Origin of the sequence: Nocardia sp. CDC153 (genome assembly GCF_035818515.1) — a bacterium.
Lineage (GTDB): Bacteria > Actinomycetota > Actinomycetes > Mycobacteriales > Mycobacteriaceae > Nocardia.
Genome location: NZ_JAYKYU010000005.1, coordinates 31,864 through 47,349, shown reverse-complemented (window position 1 = coordinate 47,349; position 15,486 = coordinate 31,864). Strand labels below are relative to the sequence as shown.

General features: G+C 68.0%; 16 protein-coding genes. 7 read left to right on the top strand and 9 right to left on the bottom strand.

Going from position 1 to position 15,486, the window contains the following annotated elements:
- Entirely contained in the window at positions 1 to 864 is an 864-nt protein-coding gene (locus VMT65_RS27060; RefSeq protein ID WP_442790313.1) for an ABC transporter permease, read from the bottom strand.
- The gene (locus VMT65_RS27055; RefSeq protein ID WP_326311249.1) at positions 864 to 1,700 is read right to left on the bottom strand and encodes an ABC transporter permease; all 837 of its coding nucleotides are present in this window, start codon (positions 1,698 to 1,700) and stop codon (positions 864 to 866) included. The genes VMT65_RS27060 and VMT65_RS27055 overlap by 1 nt, the downstream gene beginning before the upstream one ends.
- A gap of 394 nt (positions 1,701 to 2,094) precedes the next feature.
- Between VMT65_RS27055 and VMT65_RS27050 the strand changes: the two genes are divergently transcribed.
- Complete coding sequence (locus VMT65_RS27050; protein ID WP_326311248.1) at positions 2,095 to 2,325, top strand: nuclear transport factor 2 family protein; 231 nt, start codon at positions 2,095 to 2,097, stop codon at positions 2,323 to 2,325.
- A gap of 3 nt (positions 2,326 to 2,328) precedes the next feature.
- Here VMT65_RS27050 and VMT65_RS27045 read toward each other — a convergent pair whose 3' ends face one another.
- Positions 2,329 to 3,417 carry a calcium:proton antiporter gene (locus VMT65_RS27045; RefSeq protein WP_326311247.1) on the bottom strand — a complete coding sequence of 363 codons (1,089 nt, stop codon included), beginning with the start codon at positions 3,415 to 3,417 and terminating at the stop codon, positions 2,329 to 2,331.
- A gap of 106 nt (positions 3,418 to 3,523) precedes the next feature.
- Between VMT65_RS27045 and VMT65_RS27040 the strand changes: the two genes are divergently transcribed.
- Positions 3,524 to 4,267 (top strand): VIT1/CCC1 transporter family protein, encoded by a 744-nt coding sequence (locus tag VMT65_RS27040; RefSeq protein ID WP_326311246.1) that lies wholly within the window; start codon positions 3,524 to 3,526, stop codon positions 4,265 to 4,267.
- Here VMT65_RS27040 and VMT65_RS27035 read toward each other — a convergent pair.
- The 3 genes from VMT65_RS27035 to VMT65_RS27025 form a co-directional block, all read right to left on the bottom strand.
- Positions 4,264 to 4,671 (bottom strand): hypothetical protein, encoded by a 408-nt coding sequence (locus VMT65_RS27035; RefSeq protein ID WP_326311245.1) that lies wholly within the window; start codon positions 4,669 to 4,671, stop codon positions 4,264 to 4,266. The two genes, VMT65_RS27040 and VMT65_RS27035, sit on opposite strands and share 4 nt — an antisense overlap.
- Before the next feature lie 30 nt (positions 4,672 to 4,701).
- Positions 4,702 to 5,214 (bottom strand): hypothetical protein, encoded by a 513-nt coding sequence (locus VMT65_RS27030; RefSeq protein ID WP_326311244.1) that lies wholly within the window; start codon positions 5,212 to 5,214, stop codon positions 4,702 to 4,704.
- A gap of 174 nt (positions 5,215 to 5,388) precedes the next feature.
- Positions 5,389 to 6,432: a zinc-dependent alcohol dehydrogenase family protein gene (locus tag VMT65_RS27025; protein WP_326311243.1), complete on the bottom strand. Its 1,044-nt coding sequence runs from the start codon at positions 6,430 to 6,432 to the stop codon at positions 5,389 to 5,391.
- A gap of 132 nt (positions 6,433 to 6,564) precedes the next feature.
- On the opposite strand from VMT65_RS27025, the gene VMT65_RS27020 reads away from it, so the two are divergent.
- Complete coding sequence (locus tag VMT65_RS27020; RefSeq protein ID WP_326311242.1) at positions 6,565 to 7,374, top strand: helix-turn-helix domain-containing protein; 810 nt, start codon at positions 6,565 to 6,567, stop codon at positions 7,372 to 7,374.
- On the opposite strand, the gene VMT65_RS27015 is transcribed toward VMT65_RS27020, so the two are convergent.
- Positions 7,371 to 8,906 (bottom strand): FAD-dependent monooxygenase, encoded by a 1,536-nt coding sequence (locus VMT65_RS27015; protein ID WP_326311241.1) that lies wholly within the window; start codon positions 8,904 to 8,906, stop codon positions 7,371 to 7,373. The two genes, VMT65_RS27020 and VMT65_RS27015, sit on opposite strands and share 4 nt — an antisense overlap.
- Positions 8,907 to 9,029: 123 nt before the next feature.
- Between VMT65_RS27015 and VMT65_RS27010 the strand changes: the two genes are divergently transcribed.
- Both VMT65_RS27010 and VMT65_RS27005 read left to right on the top strand, forming a co-directional pair.
- Entirely contained in the window at positions 9,030 to 9,692 is a 663-nt protein-coding gene (locus tag VMT65_RS27010; protein ID WP_326311240.1) for a PadR family transcriptional regulator, read from the top strand.
- A 199-nt stretch (positions 9,693 to 9,891) separates the two neighbouring features.
- Positions 9,892 to 11,091, top strand: a complete 1,200-nt coding sequence (locus VMT65_RS27005) for an FAD-dependent oxidoreductase (RefSeq protein WP_326311239.1) — start codon at positions 9,892 to 9,894, stop codon at positions 11,089 to 11,091.
- A gap of 63 nt (positions 11,092 to 11,154) precedes the next feature.
- Here VMT65_RS27005 and VMT65_RS27000 read toward each other — a convergent pair whose 3' ends face one another.
- Both VMT65_RS27000 and VMT65_RS26995 read right to left on the bottom strand, forming a co-directional pair.
- Positions 11,155 to 13,194, bottom strand: a complete 2,040-nt coding sequence (locus VMT65_RS27000; RefSeq protein WP_326311238.1) for an MDR family MFS transporter — start codon at positions 13,192 to 13,194, stop codon at positions 11,155 to 11,157.
- A 75-nt stretch (positions 13,195 to 13,269) separates the two neighbouring features.
- A complete protein-coding gene (locus tag VMT65_RS26995; RefSeq protein WP_326311237.1) occupies positions 13,270 to 13,926 on the bottom strand; it encodes a TetR/AcrR family transcriptional regulator in 657 nt (218 codons plus the stop codon).
- Positions 13,927 to 14,046: 120 nt separating this feature from the next.
- Between VMT65_RS26995 and VMT65_RS26990 the strand changes: the two genes are divergently transcribed.
- Together VMT65_RS26990 and VMT65_RS26985 are read left to right on the top strand one after the other, a co-directional pair.
- On the top strand, positions 14,047 to 14,922 hold the full coding sequence (locus VMT65_RS26990; protein ID WP_326311236.1) for an oxidoreductase: 876 nt from the start codon (positions 14,047 to 14,049) through the stop codon (positions 14,920 to 14,922).
- A gap of 52 nt (positions 14,923 to 14,974) precedes the next feature.
- On the top strand, positions 14,975 to 15,460 hold the full coding sequence (locus VMT65_RS26985; protein WP_326311235.1) for a transcriptional regulator: 486 nt from the start codon (positions 14,975 to 14,977) through the stop codon (positions 15,458 to 15,460).
- Positions 15,461 to 15,486: the final 26 nt, after the last annotated feature.

Sequence of the window (15,486 nt, the reverse complement as noted above, 5' to 3'; positions counted from 1 at the left end):
CTACCCCGTGAACGTAATCGCCGAGTTGAAGCCCCACAGGGACAGCGACAGCACCATGTCCATGGCGATGATCGCCACCGACGACGCCCGCACCGCCTTGCCGGAGGCGATACCCACGCCTTCCGGGCCGCCGGTGGCGAAAAAGCCGTAGTAGCAGTGGATCAGGATGACGACCACCGCGAAGATGGCCACCTTCACCACCGCCGCGATCACGTCGAATCCGGACACGAATTGGAAGAAGTAGTGGTCGTACACACCGGCCGAGGCCCCGTGCACCATGGTGATCAGCCCGCGGCAGGCCGCGTAGGACAGGATCAGCGCGATCAGGAAGGTCGGGACGATGGCGACCGCACCGGCCAGCACGCGGGTGGTCACCACGAAGGGAACCGAACGCAGGCCCAAGGACTCGATCGCGTCGATCTCCTCGGAGATGCGCATGGACCCGATCTCGGCGGTCATGCGGCAGCCCGCCTGCGCGGCGAAGCCGATGGCCGCGGCGATCGGGGCCAGCTCACGGGTGGTGGCGTAGGCCGACACCAGACCCGACACCGGGCCCATGCCCAGCATGTCGAGCGTGGTGAACGATTCCACCGCCACCGACGCGCCCATCACCAGACCCAGCACGATCATCATCGGCACGGTCCCGCCGCCCACGATGACCGAGCCGCGACCCCACGTCATATCGGAGATGGCCCGCATGGTCTCGCTGCGATACCGCTTCAGCGTCAACGGAATCGACGAGAGCACCTGCCAGACGAAGGCCAGGATGAAACCCAGCCCCTCGACCCGGCGCAGCAGCAGACCGCGACGCCGGTAGAACCGCGCCGCCCAGCCCAATCCCTTGGGCACATAGGTGGCCGACATCAGGCCAACCTCGTGGGCAGGAACATGTCGGTGATCTGGGTGGCGACCAGGTTCACGGTCACGATCGACACCACCGACAACACCACCGCCGCGTTCACGGCGTCGGCGACGCCGCGCGGCCCGCCCTTGGCCTCGAGCCCGCGCTGGCAGGCGATGATCACCACGAGGAAGCCGAAGATCACCGCCTTCAGCAGCGACACCCACACGTCGGCGGTGGTGGTGAAGGATCCGAAGGTCGACCAGTAGGAGCCCGGGGTCACGCCCTGCCCGCCGATGGCGACGCCGTAGCCCGCGAGCACGCCCACGAAGATGATGAGCACATTCAGCAGCGGCGCGACGAAGACCATGGCGACCAGGCGCGGAATCACCAGGCGGTGAATCGGGCTGATGCCCATGGTGTTCAGCGCGTCGATCTCCTCGCGAATGGTGCGCGCGCCCAGATCCGCCGCCAGTGCCGCGGCGCCCGCGCCGCCGAGCAGGAAGCCGGTGGCCAGCGGCGCGCCCTGCTTGATGACGCCCAGGCCGCCGGTCGCGCCCAGCAGCGAATCCGCGCCGAGCGTGTGAATCAGGTTGCCCACCTGCACCGAGACGATGACACCGAATGGAATGGCGATGAGCACGGCCGGAATCGCGGTCACGGTAATGAGCCGCCAGGCCTGGAGAATGGCCTCTTTCCACTGGAATTGGCGGCGGGCGATATCGGTGAAGGTGCCGATCACCGCTTCCTCGGCGATCCCGACCGCGCGCCCGAAGGTCCGCAGCGACGAAACGGTCGTGCTGGAGAAGTTGTCACGGACGATGCGCGCGGCGGATCGACTCTGGACGGCCCGGGTCAACGCGGGACCACTTCATCAGGACGCCGGAATCGACGCGGGGTGACGAGCTTCAAAATTTCTTCTCCGTGATCGGCAACACTGCCTGCCATCAAAGCTAATGGTTACGACGGGTTACAACAAATCGGTTCGAAGTGTGATCGGAGCCTCTAAGTTACCGTCTGGTACACCCATCATCATTACCAGTCAGCGAGAGAAATGGCCATGCGACCTGCTGTTCTGGAACGCGTTATTAGAGCAACCAGACATTGAAGTGATCTTCAGCACCGTCCGAGCGAACATCTCCCGAACCCCTGTCGAGCGTCTCGGCCATACCAAACCAAGAATGGAGTGATCTGCCAGCAACTCCTCTTTCACACCGAACCCACGCCGAACCCGCGCGCAATGCGGACGCGACGTGTTCACTGTGGCTGTGGACAAGACGGTGTCGGCGGTCCTGCACACGATCGAGACCGGCGACTGGGCGGAATTCGCGAAACTGGTGCACCCCTATGTGCATTGGACCGAGGACGGGCTCACCACCCGCGGCCGGGTTCAGGTCATGGCATTGCTGGCCCGCCACGACGCGACCAAACCCGCGACCTCCTACGAACTACGCGACGGTCAGGTCTACCGCTGGAATTCCTGACCGCTAGGGACTCACCGCCAGAAAAACGAAGGCCGAGAACAACACCAGGTGCACACAGCCCTGGAGCAGCGTCGCGCGGCCGGGCACCACGGTCAGCGCGCCGACCACCACGGTCAGGGCCAACAGCACCATCTGCGTCGCGCCCAGGCCGAGCATGAGCGGACCCTCGATCCAGATCGAGGCCAGCGCGATGGCCGGAATGGTGAGACCGATGCTGGCCATGGCCGAACCGAGCGCGAGATTCAACGAGATCTGCATGCGCTCGCGGCGCGCGGCGCGCACGGCCGCGATGGTCTCCGGCAGCAGCACCAGCAGCGCGATCACCACACCGACCGCCGACTGCGGCAGACCGGCCGACGCGATGCCGGACTCGATATTGGGCGAGACCACCTTCGCCAGGCCGACCACCCCGACCAGGGCAACCAGCAGCAAACCCAAGCTCAGCAGGGCCTGCTGCTTGGTGGGCGGCTCGTCGTGCTCGCCCTCGTTTTCGGCCAACGCGTCCTCGACGGGCAGGAAGTCATCCGGATGCCGGATGGTCTGCACCATGACGAACACGCCGTAGAGCACCAGCGAGGCCACCGCCGCGAAGATCAACTGCGAGGCCGAGAAGACCGGGCCGGGTTCGCTCGTGGTGAAGGTGGGCAGCACCAGACTCAGCGTCGCGAGGGTGGCGACCGTGGCCAGCGCCGCGCCCGTGCCCTCGGCATTGAAGACCGCGACCCGCCGCCGCAGCGCGCCCACCAGCAGAGACAGGCCGACAATGCCGTTGCACGTGATCATCACGGCGGCGAAGACGGTATCGCGGGCGAGCGAGGCGGCCTTCTCGCCGCTGGAGACCATGAGCGTCACGATCAGCCCGACCTCGATGATGGTCACCGCCACGGCCAGAATGAGCGAGCCGAACGGCTCGCCCACCCGATGCGCCACCGTCTCCGCGTGATGCACCGCCGAGAGCACCGCGCCGATCAGCCACACCGCCACCAGCCCCGCCACCGCCGGGTTCAACTCCCGGCCCCAGGAGGCCGCCAGCACGGCGGCCGCCGCGAGCGGCAGGATGACCGACCAGTACCGACTGCAGAAACGCACCATGATCCCCATCGTTCCAGCAAATGATCCGCATTCCTCGCAAATGGGAGCCAAGCCTCCCCCGCTCCCGCTCCCGCATGACCGCCCGCCGGTGAATTAGGCTGCCCACGTGGACGACAAATCGGCAGGCGAGACCACCGATGCGGTGCAACCGCATCCGCACGAACCGCACGACGAGAGCCTCGCGTCCAAACTCAACTGGCTGCGCGCGGGCGTGCTCGGCGCGAACGACGGCATCGTCTCCACCGCGGGCCTGGTGGTCGGCGTCGCCGCGGCCTCCACCGACACCAACGCCATCCTCACCGCGGGCATCGCGGGCCTGGCCGCGGGCGCGATCTCCATGGCCGTGGGCGAGTACGTCTCGGTCAGCACCCAGCGCGACACCGAACGCGCGCTGCTGTCCAAGGAGAAGCGGGAGCTGGCCGAGGAGCCGGAATTCGAACTGGCCGAGCTCACCCAGATCTATCAGGCCAAGGGACTGACGGCGGAAACCGCCCGCCAGGTGGCCGAGGAACTCACCGCCCACGACGCCTTCGCCGCCCACGCCGAGGCCGAATTGGGTTTGAACCCACACGATCTCACCAACCCGTGGCACGCCGCGCTGTCCTCGGCGGTGTCGTTCACGCTGGGCGCGATCCTGCCGATCCTGGCCATCCTGCTGCCCCCGACCCAGTGGCGCATTCCCGTCTGTTTCGCGGCGGTGCTGGTGGCACTGGCCATTACGGGATCGGTGAGTTCCCGTCTCGGCGGCGCGAATCCGCGCCGCGCGGTACTTCGGGTGGTCATCGGCGGCGCGCTCGCCATGGCGGTCACCTACGGGATCGGCCAGCTCGCGGGGGTTTCCGGAATCTAGCCCGCCGCCGGGGCCGAATCATCCTGCGGCGCGGGCTGATCCGGCATCGGCAGATCCGGGACCGGGATGTCCGGGTTCACCACGACCGGCAGTTCGACCGCGTGCGGTGCGGCGGGCACCAGCGGCGGGGCCGGTGCCGGCGGGTTCGGCGCGGCCGGAACCTGCGCCGCGGGAGCGAGGTTCGGCGGCCGCTGGGCCGGGGCGTCGTGGCGCGGGCGCACCACGTTCACGATGGAGGTGTCGGCGATCGGGCGGTCGCCGGAGCCGGTGAACCACATGCCCGCGCCGACACCGGCCGTCATGAGCGCCGCGGCCAGGACCACCAGGCCCAGGCGGCGCGGGTCGATATCGCCCGCATCGCGATCGTCGTCATCGCGCCGGATCTCGTCGGCGGTGCCGAGCATGGCGGTCCTCCTTCGGATTCCGGCCCGACCTCACGGTCCGGGCGGCGGCGGGGGCGGGGGCGGCAGCAGGAACGGCAGGATCGGGGCCAGGATGTCGGGCAGTGCCGGCGGGGCGGGCGGGGCCGGCGCCGGCGGGGCCGCGGCCGACTCGGGGGTCACCGCCGCCGGGGCGGGCGGGGCCACGTATTGGTCGGTTTGCGGTGCGGGCCCGGGCATCTGCACGGGCGGGGCGGCGGGTGGCGGGGGCGCGGGGGCGGGCTTCGGCGGCTGGGAGTTGACCGGCTGGGTGGTGCTCGTATGCGGGGTGCCGGTCCGGTCGGTGCCGCCCGGATTGTTCAGGCCCTCGCGCAGAGCGCCGCCGATCAGCGCGACCACCACCCCCATGGCGAGGGCGAGCAGGACGACGAGCACCCTGGGTGACATCTCCCCCGCGGCGGTCAGTCCGGGGGTGCCCTCGGAGCGCGGGGCGGCGGGGTGCTCCCGCACCGCGTGGGGCCTGGCCCGCACCACAGCGGGGTTCTCGCGTACCGCACCCACCGTCACCCGGGAACTCCTTCGAGTCGAAGCGCACGCCCACCGATCCGAAAAGCATCTCCTTCAGGGGACCGTATACCGATTTGCCAGCCGACTGAACGGGCTACACGGTAAGGAAATAGTTCCAGGTGGATATCTATTCGAACCGATTGCCAATAAGTAGCTCTACTCGAGTCGCGCCGGTCACGGGAGGGTGATCACCACCTTGCCGAACGGGTCGCCGGTCTCGAAGTAGCGGTAGGCGTCCACCGCCCGCTCGAACGGATACACCCGGTCGAGCACCGGGCGCATGCCGTGCTCGGCGATGGTGCGATTCATGAACTCGAAGTCCGCGCGGCTGCCCACCGCGATGCGGCGCAGGCCCACGTACTTGCCGCCCAGCGGGTCGGCGGGCTCGGACCCCTGCTCGGCCGGGAACGCGCCGATCAGCACGACCTCGCCGTTGTAGGCGGTGGCCGCAAGGGATTTCGGCAGGGTCAGGCGGCCTACGCCCTCCACCACCCGCTGCACGCCGAGGCCGTCGGTGAGATCCAGCACCGCCTGCTCCCAGGCCGGGGTCTGCTGGCGGTTCACCACCTCGTCCGCGCCGAGCTTTCGGATCCGATCGGCCTTCTCGGGCGAGGAGGTGATCGAGATGACCCTCGCGCCCAGCATTTTCGCGTGCTGGATGGCGAACAGCCCGACCGGGCCGGTGCCGACGGTCAGCACGGTGTCGGCGGGGCCGACCGGCAGCGGCTTGGTCAGGGCCGCCCACGCCACCAGGCCCGCGCAGGTGAGGGCGGCGGCCTCCGCGTCGGTGAGATGCGCGGGCACGTGCACGACCGAGTCCTCGTCGAGCAGGACGTAGGTCGCGAGCCAGCCGTCGTGATTGGCGCCGTATTGCTCATGGCTCAGGGCGTGGGACTGGGGTCCGTCGTTCCAGGCGACGAAGTAGGTGCCCGTGACGCGATCGCCGAGGGCCGCCCGGGTCACCGCCGCGCCCGTCGCGATGACCTCGCCGACACCGTCCGACAGCGGCACCACGCCCGATCGGGCGGTGACGGGGTAGGTGCCCTCCATCAGCATGATGTCGCGCCGGTTGAGGGAGGCGGCGTGCACTCGCACCACGACCTGATGCGGTCCGGGAACCGGCATCTGCTGCACCCGGGTGCTCAGGCCCTCGAATCCGCGCAGCGGATCCAGCTGGTAGGCAACACCATTCGCGTTCTGCTTCTGTCCTTCGCTCATGGCAACGAGTCTGGGCAGTGCGGCCGACCTTCGCGATTCCCTCCGGGGAATGACGGGAATGGGCGAGCGGCCGGTCGTGTCATACCCTCCAGGGAATCGCGCGGACGGCGGGTCCATCCGCACAGTGGAGGTATGACGACCATGGCCGTGGCACCCCCGACCATCCAGCCAACCCCGTTCGCGCAGCAATTACGCGGCTGGCGGACGCGGCGGCGGCTGAGCCAACTCGACCTCGCCATTGCCGCGGAGACGAGTCAGCGGTATCTCAGCTTCCTGGAGCAGGGGCGCTCACATCCGGGGCGGACCATGGTGGTCCGGCTGGCGGAGGTGCTCGAGCTGTCGCTGCGGGAACGCAACGCCCTGCTGCTGACGGCCGGATACGCACCGATATTCCCCGAATCTGCCTTGGACGCACCGGAACTCGACGCGGTGCGGCACGCGCTGGACACTATTCTGCAGGGGCATCTGCCCTACCCCGCGGTGGTGACGCGGCCGTTCGGGGTGCTGGTGGCCGCCAATCCCGCCTTCGCGTTGCTGACCGAGGGCTGTGCACCCGAACTGTTGGAACCGCCGATCAATGTGTTGCGGCTCGCGCTGCACCCCGACGGGCTGGGTCGGCGAGTGCTGAACATGCCGGAGTGGGGTCGTCACGTCACCGACAGCCTGCGCAATCGGGCGGGCCGCAGCCCCGATCCGGACCTCGACGCGCTCATCGCCGAGCTGGAAGGCTATCTGCCGCCGGTGGATCCGGGTCCCGGCCATCTGGGCTTCGCGGTGCCGCTGCGGCTGCGGTCGGATACCGGTGAGCTGCGGCTGATCACCACCGTGACCTCCTTCGCGACGGCCACCGACATCACCCTGTCGGAACTGCATCTGGAGGCGTTCCTGCCCGCCGATCGGGCCACCTCGGACCACCTGCGCGAAAGGTTCGCGACCGCTTAGAGATTCAGCGGGCCCCGCAGGTCGACGGTGTCGTCCGGGGCGTCCGGCCAGCGGGCGGCGATGTGGCCGTCCGGGCGGACGAGCAGCGCACCGTGCGGGCCGATGCCGTAGATGTCGGTATACCGCTGCGGCAGTTGCTCAAAGCGCAGGGGAAGTGTTGTGGCGGTGCGCTTTTCCCACTCCACCGGATCCGGGCCGAAAAGCGTGAACCATTCGCCGATCGCGTCCAGGGCAGAACGCCCGGACCCGAGCGGGCAATGCGGCATGCGGCCGCCCGGGCGACCGGTGGGGAGGTAGACGGCGTCGCTGTCGGGTGGCGCGGTGCTGCCGTCGGATCGAATGGCCTCGGACTCGTACGCGACACCGAGCACCAGCCCCATCTGATTGAAATACCGTTCGGACCACGGCAATTCGATCTCGGTGCGCGCCGTCGTATAACCGAGTTCCCGCGCTTCGCGACGCGCGAGCTGCGCCCGGCGGACCCGCTCGGCGTTCGCGACGGCCTGCCGCAGGGTGCGATGGGCGACCGGAAGTCGTTCCGTCTCATAGGTTCCCAGCAGGCTCGGCGCGGCCCATCCGCGCAGCACCCCCGCCAGCTTCCAGCACAGGTTGTGCACATCGGCGACCCCCGCGTTCATGCCGAGGCCGCCGAGAATCGGCACCGCGTGCGCGGCATCGCCCGCCAGGAAGGCCGACCCGCGCCGAAGATGTTCGGCGACAAAGGCGTTCATCACCCAGTGCTGCACGCGCAGGACCTCGACGTGCGCGTCGATCGCCGGACCCAGGGCCCGGGTGACCAGCGCCGCGTAGTCGATGTCCGGATCGTGCGGGATGGGACCGAACCAGGCCCAGCCGCCCTCGGGATACAGCGGCGTGAACGTGCCGCGCGCGGTGAAGTAGACACCGGCGGGCTGATCGGCGGACCACCGACGCAGGTCGGCGTCGAAGACCACGGTCGCGACGTCCCCGACGGATCCGGGGCCGGTGGTGCCGATTCCGAGCAGTTGCCGCACGGTGGAATTCGCGCCGTCGGCGGCGAGCACATAACGGGCCCGGACCACCGATTCGGTTCCGCTCCCGTGATCGGCGAGCCGCGCCGCCACGCCCTCGGACTCCTCGCTCAGATCGACGAGTTCGACCTCGAACCGCATCGGGGTGTCCGCGGCGTCGAGCAGCGTCGGCTCCAGCCGATCCTGGGAGGTGACCACACCGATCTCCGGGCTCTCGGGTATCGGCGCGTGCACGCCGACCATCGCCTCGGTGCCGAAGTCGGCGTCGCCGAGCGTTTCCCGGAAGCGCACCCGCCCGAACTCCGGGCCGAAGGCCCGGCCGCGGATCGTGTCGGCAATGCCGAGCTGCCGGAAGATCTCCATCGAGCGCACGTTCACCAGCCGCGACCTCGGAAATGGCGACAGCTCGCGATGACGCTCGACCAGCAGGGTCCGCACACCCCAGCGTTCCAAGAGCGCGCGAGCGGTGAGTCCAACGGGACCGCCCCCGACGATCAGTACCTCTACCCCCGCGTCCGTCACGCTTCCGAGTGTGCGGCGGGCAGGCGAAAACCGTCAATGACGGTGCGTTACAGCGAACTTACATCAATGCTTGCGGCCGAATACTCGTGGACGTATATTCGTAGACGAGTAAGGGGGTGCCGAATGGCCCGCAAGCGCAAGGTCGCCAATCTGATGGGTTTGGCGGTGCTCTCCGCCGTGGTGACGCAGCCCATGCACCGGTACGAGATCGCTGCCAGGTTGCGGATGTGGGGCAAGGACACCGACATGAACGTCAAATGGGGTTCGCTCTACACGGTCGTGGACAACCTCACCAAGCACGGCTTCCTGGAAATCGCGGGCAGCGAGCGCGACGGCGCGCGGCCGGAGCGGACCATCTACCGGATCACCGAGGCCGGACGGGCCGAACTCACCGACTGGACAAGGGAACTCATCTCCGAGCCGGAGCCCGAGCAGAGCCGGTTCGTGGCGGGCCTGTCCGTGCTGTCGGTGCTGCCGCCCGACGAGGTCATCGACCTGCTCGGCCAGCGAATCAGCAAGCTGGACAGGACCATTGCCGAAGCCCGCGCCCAATTGGCCGCTCTGGAAGGCACAGTGCCGCGCCTTTTCCTGGTCGAAGAAGACTATGAGCTGACCATGCTGGGCGCGGAGGCCGATTGGGCTCGCGCCCTGCGCGATTCACTCGCCGACGGCAGCTTCCCGGATGTGGAGGGCTGGCGGTCCTGGCATCGCGACGGGGCCATGCCCGCGGAGATCATCGAACTCGCGGAAGGGGGTGCGCCCACACCGCACACCGAGCAGGGCTGATCGCCCACCGATCAGAACGGACCGGGCCCCGACGGGGTGCTGCAACACCACCGCCGAAGCCCGGGATCACACCGTCTCGAACCGCGTCCGTGCAGGCGAACCCGGCACCGAGTTTGGCAACTACAGGATAACTGGGTTCTCCACACGCGCGTCGGTTCGGGGTTTATCGAAGTCTTCGAACACTTCTCGGGAGAGAACCATGTCTGTCAACTCCGCAATCGTCATCGGCGGCGGCATCTCCGGTCCCGTGACCGCCACCGCACTTCATATGGCCGGTATCGACGTCACCGTCTTCGAGGCCTATCCGGGTCCCGCCTACGGCATCGGCGCGAACCTGGCGCTCGCGCCCAATGGCGTGGCCGCACTGGAGATCGTAGGGGCCGCCGACGCGGTGCGCGCCCTGGCGGTCCCGGCCAGCAAATCGTCGATGTCGGTGAACGGCAAGCGCATCGACCTGCCGGGGCTCGAGAATATCGAGCCGCTGCGGATCATCGACCGCGCCGACCTGCATCAGGCCCTGCACGACACCGCCGTGGCCAAGGGCGTGCGGTTCGAGTACAACAAGCGACTGGTCGAGGTGGAGGAGCACGCCGGCGGCGTGACCGCGATCTTCGCCGACGGCAACAGCGCCACCGCCGATGTGCTCATCGGGGCGGACGGGATCCGATCCACCGTGCGGACGCTGGTGGACCCCAAGGCACCCGGCCCGACCTACCTGCACATGCTCGGTTTCGGCGCCTATGTCGACTGCGATCTCGACCTGGAGCCCGAGCGCATGACCTTCGCGTTCGGGAAGCGGGCCTACTACCTGTACTGGCCCATGCCGGACGGCCGGGTGGCGTGGGGCGCGAATCTGCCCAGCGAGCGGTACTACTCGTTGACCGAGGCCCGCACCGTACCCGCCGAGCAGTGGCTGCGCGCCCTGCGCGATATCTACGCCGGAGAAGATCCGGGCGAACAGCTCGCCCGGGCCACCACGCCCGAGCAACTGTCCGTGATCGGGGCGCTGCAGATCATGCCGCCGGTGCCGCACTGGTACCGGAACCGGCTGGTGCTCACCGGCGATGCCATTCACGCGCCCAGCAATACCTCCGGGCAGGGCGCGTCGCTGGCCATCGAAAGCGGTATCGAGCTGGCCCGCTGCCTGCGCGATATCGACGATCCGGCAAGGGCTTTCGCCACCTACGAGGCGCTGCGCCGCCCCCGGGTGGAGGGTGTCGCGGCCCGGGTCGCCCGCATGAACCAGACCAAGGCGGCCGGGCCCATCGCCCGCAAGGCCATGCAGCTCATGATGCCGTTGATGTTCAAGCGGATGGATCCGGAGAAGGCGTTCGGCCACGAGCAGCGCTTCCGGATCGATTGGGACGCCACGGTCAGACCGGCGACCGTGAACGCGTGATCGCGAAGTAGATTGCGGCACAGCGCCCGTCGTGAAGAACTCACGACGGGCGCGGTGTTGTCCTCACCGGCCGACCGGAAGGGCGTCGGGGCGGTCGGCCTCATCGAGGAGTTTGGTGGCGATATTGTCGAGGGCCTGCTCGAGCAGCTCCCGATCGCGCGGGTCGGAGGAATCCCAGTCGGTGAGTTGGGAGCTGAGCCAACGCTTCCACGCACCGCGCACCCGGTCGACCTCCTGCGCGCCCTTGTCGGTGAGGCTGAGTTCCTCGCCGTCGCGGCTCAGCAGGCCCTCGCGCACCGCCTTGTCGTAGACCGGTCCGATCAATTCCGCCGGGATCCAATGGGTTCGGGCGATATCGGCGAGGGTGGCGCTGCCGCGCAGATGGTTGTACATGCGCACCTGCCCCAGCGCCCACGCCTCGTCGCGCCCCAATGAACTACCCGCCGCCGCGAGGATTTCCGGATCGGGCACGGCATTGTCACGCGACTTGCGCAGTACCCGGGCAATGGCCCGCTCCAACTGCACCAGGCGATCGGCGGAGTCCGGCATGGAGAACTGCTCACCCACATCGGTGGCCTCGGCGCGGGCGCTGTCGCGCAGTGCGACCTGTTTCAGGAAGAACGCCACCACGAACCCGAGCAGCGCCACCGGGACCACCCAGCGGAAGACGAAGTCGATGGAGTCGGCGTAGGCGTGCACGATCGGCGCGGCCTGCGCCTTCGGCAGCTCCCGCAGTGCCGCCGGATTCTGTGCCACCTCCGGCGGCACCCGCGATTCCATCAGTGCCGCTTGCAGATTGGGCCGCAGCTGATTCGAGTAGAGGGTGCCGAACACGGTGGTGCCGAACGCGCTGCCGATGGTCCGGAAGAAGGTGACGCCGGAGGTCGCCGTGCCCAGATCCGAGTAGGGAACGCTGTTCTGGACGGCGATGGTGAGCACCTGCATGGCCAGACCGACACCCAGACCCAGGATCAGCATGTACAGCGACATCACCCAGAAGCCGGTGCCCGGGCCCATGGTCGACATGAGATACAGGCCCACCGCCATGACCGCGCAGCCGAGAATCGGAAAGACCTTGTAGTGCCCCGTCTTTCCGACGATATTGCCGGACAGGATCGAGGTGAAGAACAACCCCACCACCAGCGGCAGCGTGCGCACCCCGGACGCGGTCGCCGAAACCCCTTCCACGTATTGCAGATACGCGGGCAGGTAGGTCATCGCGCCCAGCAGCGCGAAGCCGACGATGAAGCTCAGGATCGAGCACACCGTGAACACATTGCTGCGGAACAGGTGCATGGGCAGCATGGGTTCGGCCGCCCGGAACTCCGCGAACACGAACGTCGTCAGCAGCACCGCGGCGGCCAGGAACAGTCCGATGATCATCGACGAGCCCCACGCGTATTCCTGTCCGCCCCATTCCAATCCGAGGATCAGGCAGGTGACGCCGACGGCGACCAGCGCGATGCCCAGGTAGTCCACGATCGGCTTGACGACCGCCTTGGTCATGGGAATGGTGCGGGCCGCCAGCGCGATCATGACGATCGCCAGGGGCACGTTGACGTAGAAGCACCAGCGCCAGCTCAGATGGTCGGTGAACAGTCCGCCCAGCGTGGGGCCGATGACCGTGGTGATGCCGAAGACCGCGCCCAGCGCGCCCTGATACTTGCCGCGCTCGCGCAGCGGGATCACATCGGCGATCAGGGCCATGGAGGTGACCATGAGCCCGCCCGCGCCCAAACCCTGGATGGCGCGGGCGACGATGAGCAGCGTCATGCCGTGCGAGAGCCCGGCGATCATCGAGCCGATGATGAAGATCGCGCCGCTGAGCTGGAAGACCAGTTTGCGGCCGAAGAGGTCACCGAACTTGCCGGACAGCGCGGTGGCGATGGCCTCGGCCACCAGGTACGAGGTGACCACCCAGGCCATGTGCCCGGCCCCGCCCAGATCCGCCACGATGGTCGGCAGGGCGGTGGAGACGATGGTGGAATCGAGCGCGGCCATGAGCATGCCCAGGGCGACGGTTCCGAAGACGACGTTTCTGCGCGCCCTACTCAACGGCTGCGGCGCGACGGGCTGGTCGGCGGTGACGCTGGCACCGGTCATCGGCCCAGTATCTTGCCCTCACCAGCAATGATGCGGCAACGACACGGCAAACCCAGTAATCCGACCGGGTGCGACTCAGCTCTCCCGGACGGCATAGCCGCCGAGTGCCGGCTCCAGCATGTCGAAGGCGGCCGCGGCGTGCTCGGTCAACGCCGCGGCGATGGAGTCGTTCGACTCCCCAGCGGCCGTGCGGCGCAGCACCTCCTCGAACAGGGTCCGATGCACGCCGCCCAGGACCGCCGCCGCCACCCGTGCCGTGAAATCGTCTGTGGCCGCGGCGGTTTCCTCGGCCAAGGCTTCGGCCAGCAGCCGCTCGCGGTCCTCGTGGAACTCACGCAGCCGCGCCACCAGCGCGGGACTTCCGACGAGCAGGGCCGCGAAGTCCGGACCCGAGAAGCCCGCCAGCACGGCGTCCTTGCGGGCGATGGCCTCGAGGTACGCGCGGCGCAGCGCGGTCAGTGCCGATTCACCCGCGGCCCGCCCGCGCACGGTGTCGGCCGGGCCCGAGACGAAGGCCTCGCGAATATCCAGCACCAGGTCTTCCTTGCGCGGGAAGTAGTTCGTCACCGTCATCTTGGCGACCTCGGCGGCCTCCGCGATCTCGGCGATGGTGACGTTGTCGTAGCCGCGGTCCAGGAACAGCCGCGTCGCGGTATTGGAGATGTTCTGCCTGGTCTGCTGCTTCTTGCGCGCGCGCAGACCCAGGGGCGCGGCGGTGTGCGAGGATGTCACAAATTCATTATCAACACTTTTTTATGACTGTCACAAGTTTGAGTCGGGACACCGGACTACCGCCGTAACTTACTCTGAAGTAAGGTCGAACAAACGACTCGAATTGTGAGGTCAACTGCCATGGCATGGAAGCCAAGCGAAATTACGGACCAGTCCGGGCGCACGTTCGTGATCACCGGCGCCAATGGCGGGCTCGGTGAGCAGACCACCAAGGTGCTCGCGGGCAAGGGCGCGACCGTCATCATGGCCTGCCGCAATGCCGCCAAGGCACAGGAGGTCGCCGACCGCATCGACGGTGATGCGCGAGTGGCGACGCTGGATCTGGCCGACCTCGCCTCGGTGCGCCAATTCGCCGACGGCACCGGCGAATTCGACGTGCTCATCAATAACGCCGGCCTGATGAACATTCCGTTCTCGCGCACCAAGGACGGTTTCGAAACCCAGTGGGGCGTCAACCATCTCGGCCACTACGCGCTGACCGGGCTGCTGCTGGACCGGATTCGCGACCGCGTGGTCACGCTGGCCTCCATCGCCCACAAGCAGACACCCAAGCTGTGGATCGACGATCTCAATTACGAGAACCGCCGCTACCAGCGCAATCTCGCCTACGCCCAGTCCAAGCTGTCGAACCTCATGTTCGCCCGCGAACTCCAGCACCGGCTCGAGGCGGCCGGATCGACCAAGCGGTCCTACGCCGTGCACCCGGGCGTCTCGGCGACCGATCTGTTCGCGCGCACCGAAACCCCCATGGACAAGATCTCCAAGCCGTTTGTCCGGATCATCGGCCAGTCGCCGTTCCACGCGGCCTACTCCTCGCTGTTCGCGGCCACCAAGACCGACGCGGATCCGAACACCTACTGGGGTCCGACCCGCTGGTTCGGCAGTCAGGGGCCGGTCGAGGCGTCGCCCTCCAGCAAGATCTCGCAGGATCGGGACTTGCAGCGCCGTCTCTGGGAAGAGTCCGAGCGTTTGACCGGCGTCACATACAAGTTCTGATCTGCGCACCTGCCTACTACGCCGCCCGTAGTAGGCAGGTACCGTGGAGTGCGTGTCCGCTCCCCATCGCCGTCCGGCCCTGATCGTCTTCGTGATCGTGGCCTTCCTGGCGTGCCTGGGATTGGGCTACTGGCAGTGGACGCGGTTCGAATCGGGCGGCGGGACCTATCAGAATCTCGGCTACGCGCTGCAATGGCCGTTGTTCGCGGGATTCGTGGTGTGGGCCTATGTGCGGTTCGTGCGGCTGGAGAAGGAAGCCGTCGAGGACGAGGCTCCCGCTTCGGAGGCGACCGCCGAGTCCGACCCGCACCGCCGCCCACCGATGCCGGACAGCGCTCCCGCTCGGCCGCGTCGGCCGAAATCGGCGGCGCCGCGCGAGATTCCGGCGGGCCTGCTGCCGGAGCGCCCCAAGGCGGCCGCGGACTCCGATCCCGAGATCGCCGAATACAACAGGTACCTGGCCGAATTGCACGCCCGCGACATGGACGACAAGGTTCGCGACGCCGGGCTGCACCACACCGAGAGGAGCGCCGGTTGAGCACCCGCGACAACTCCGCACAGACC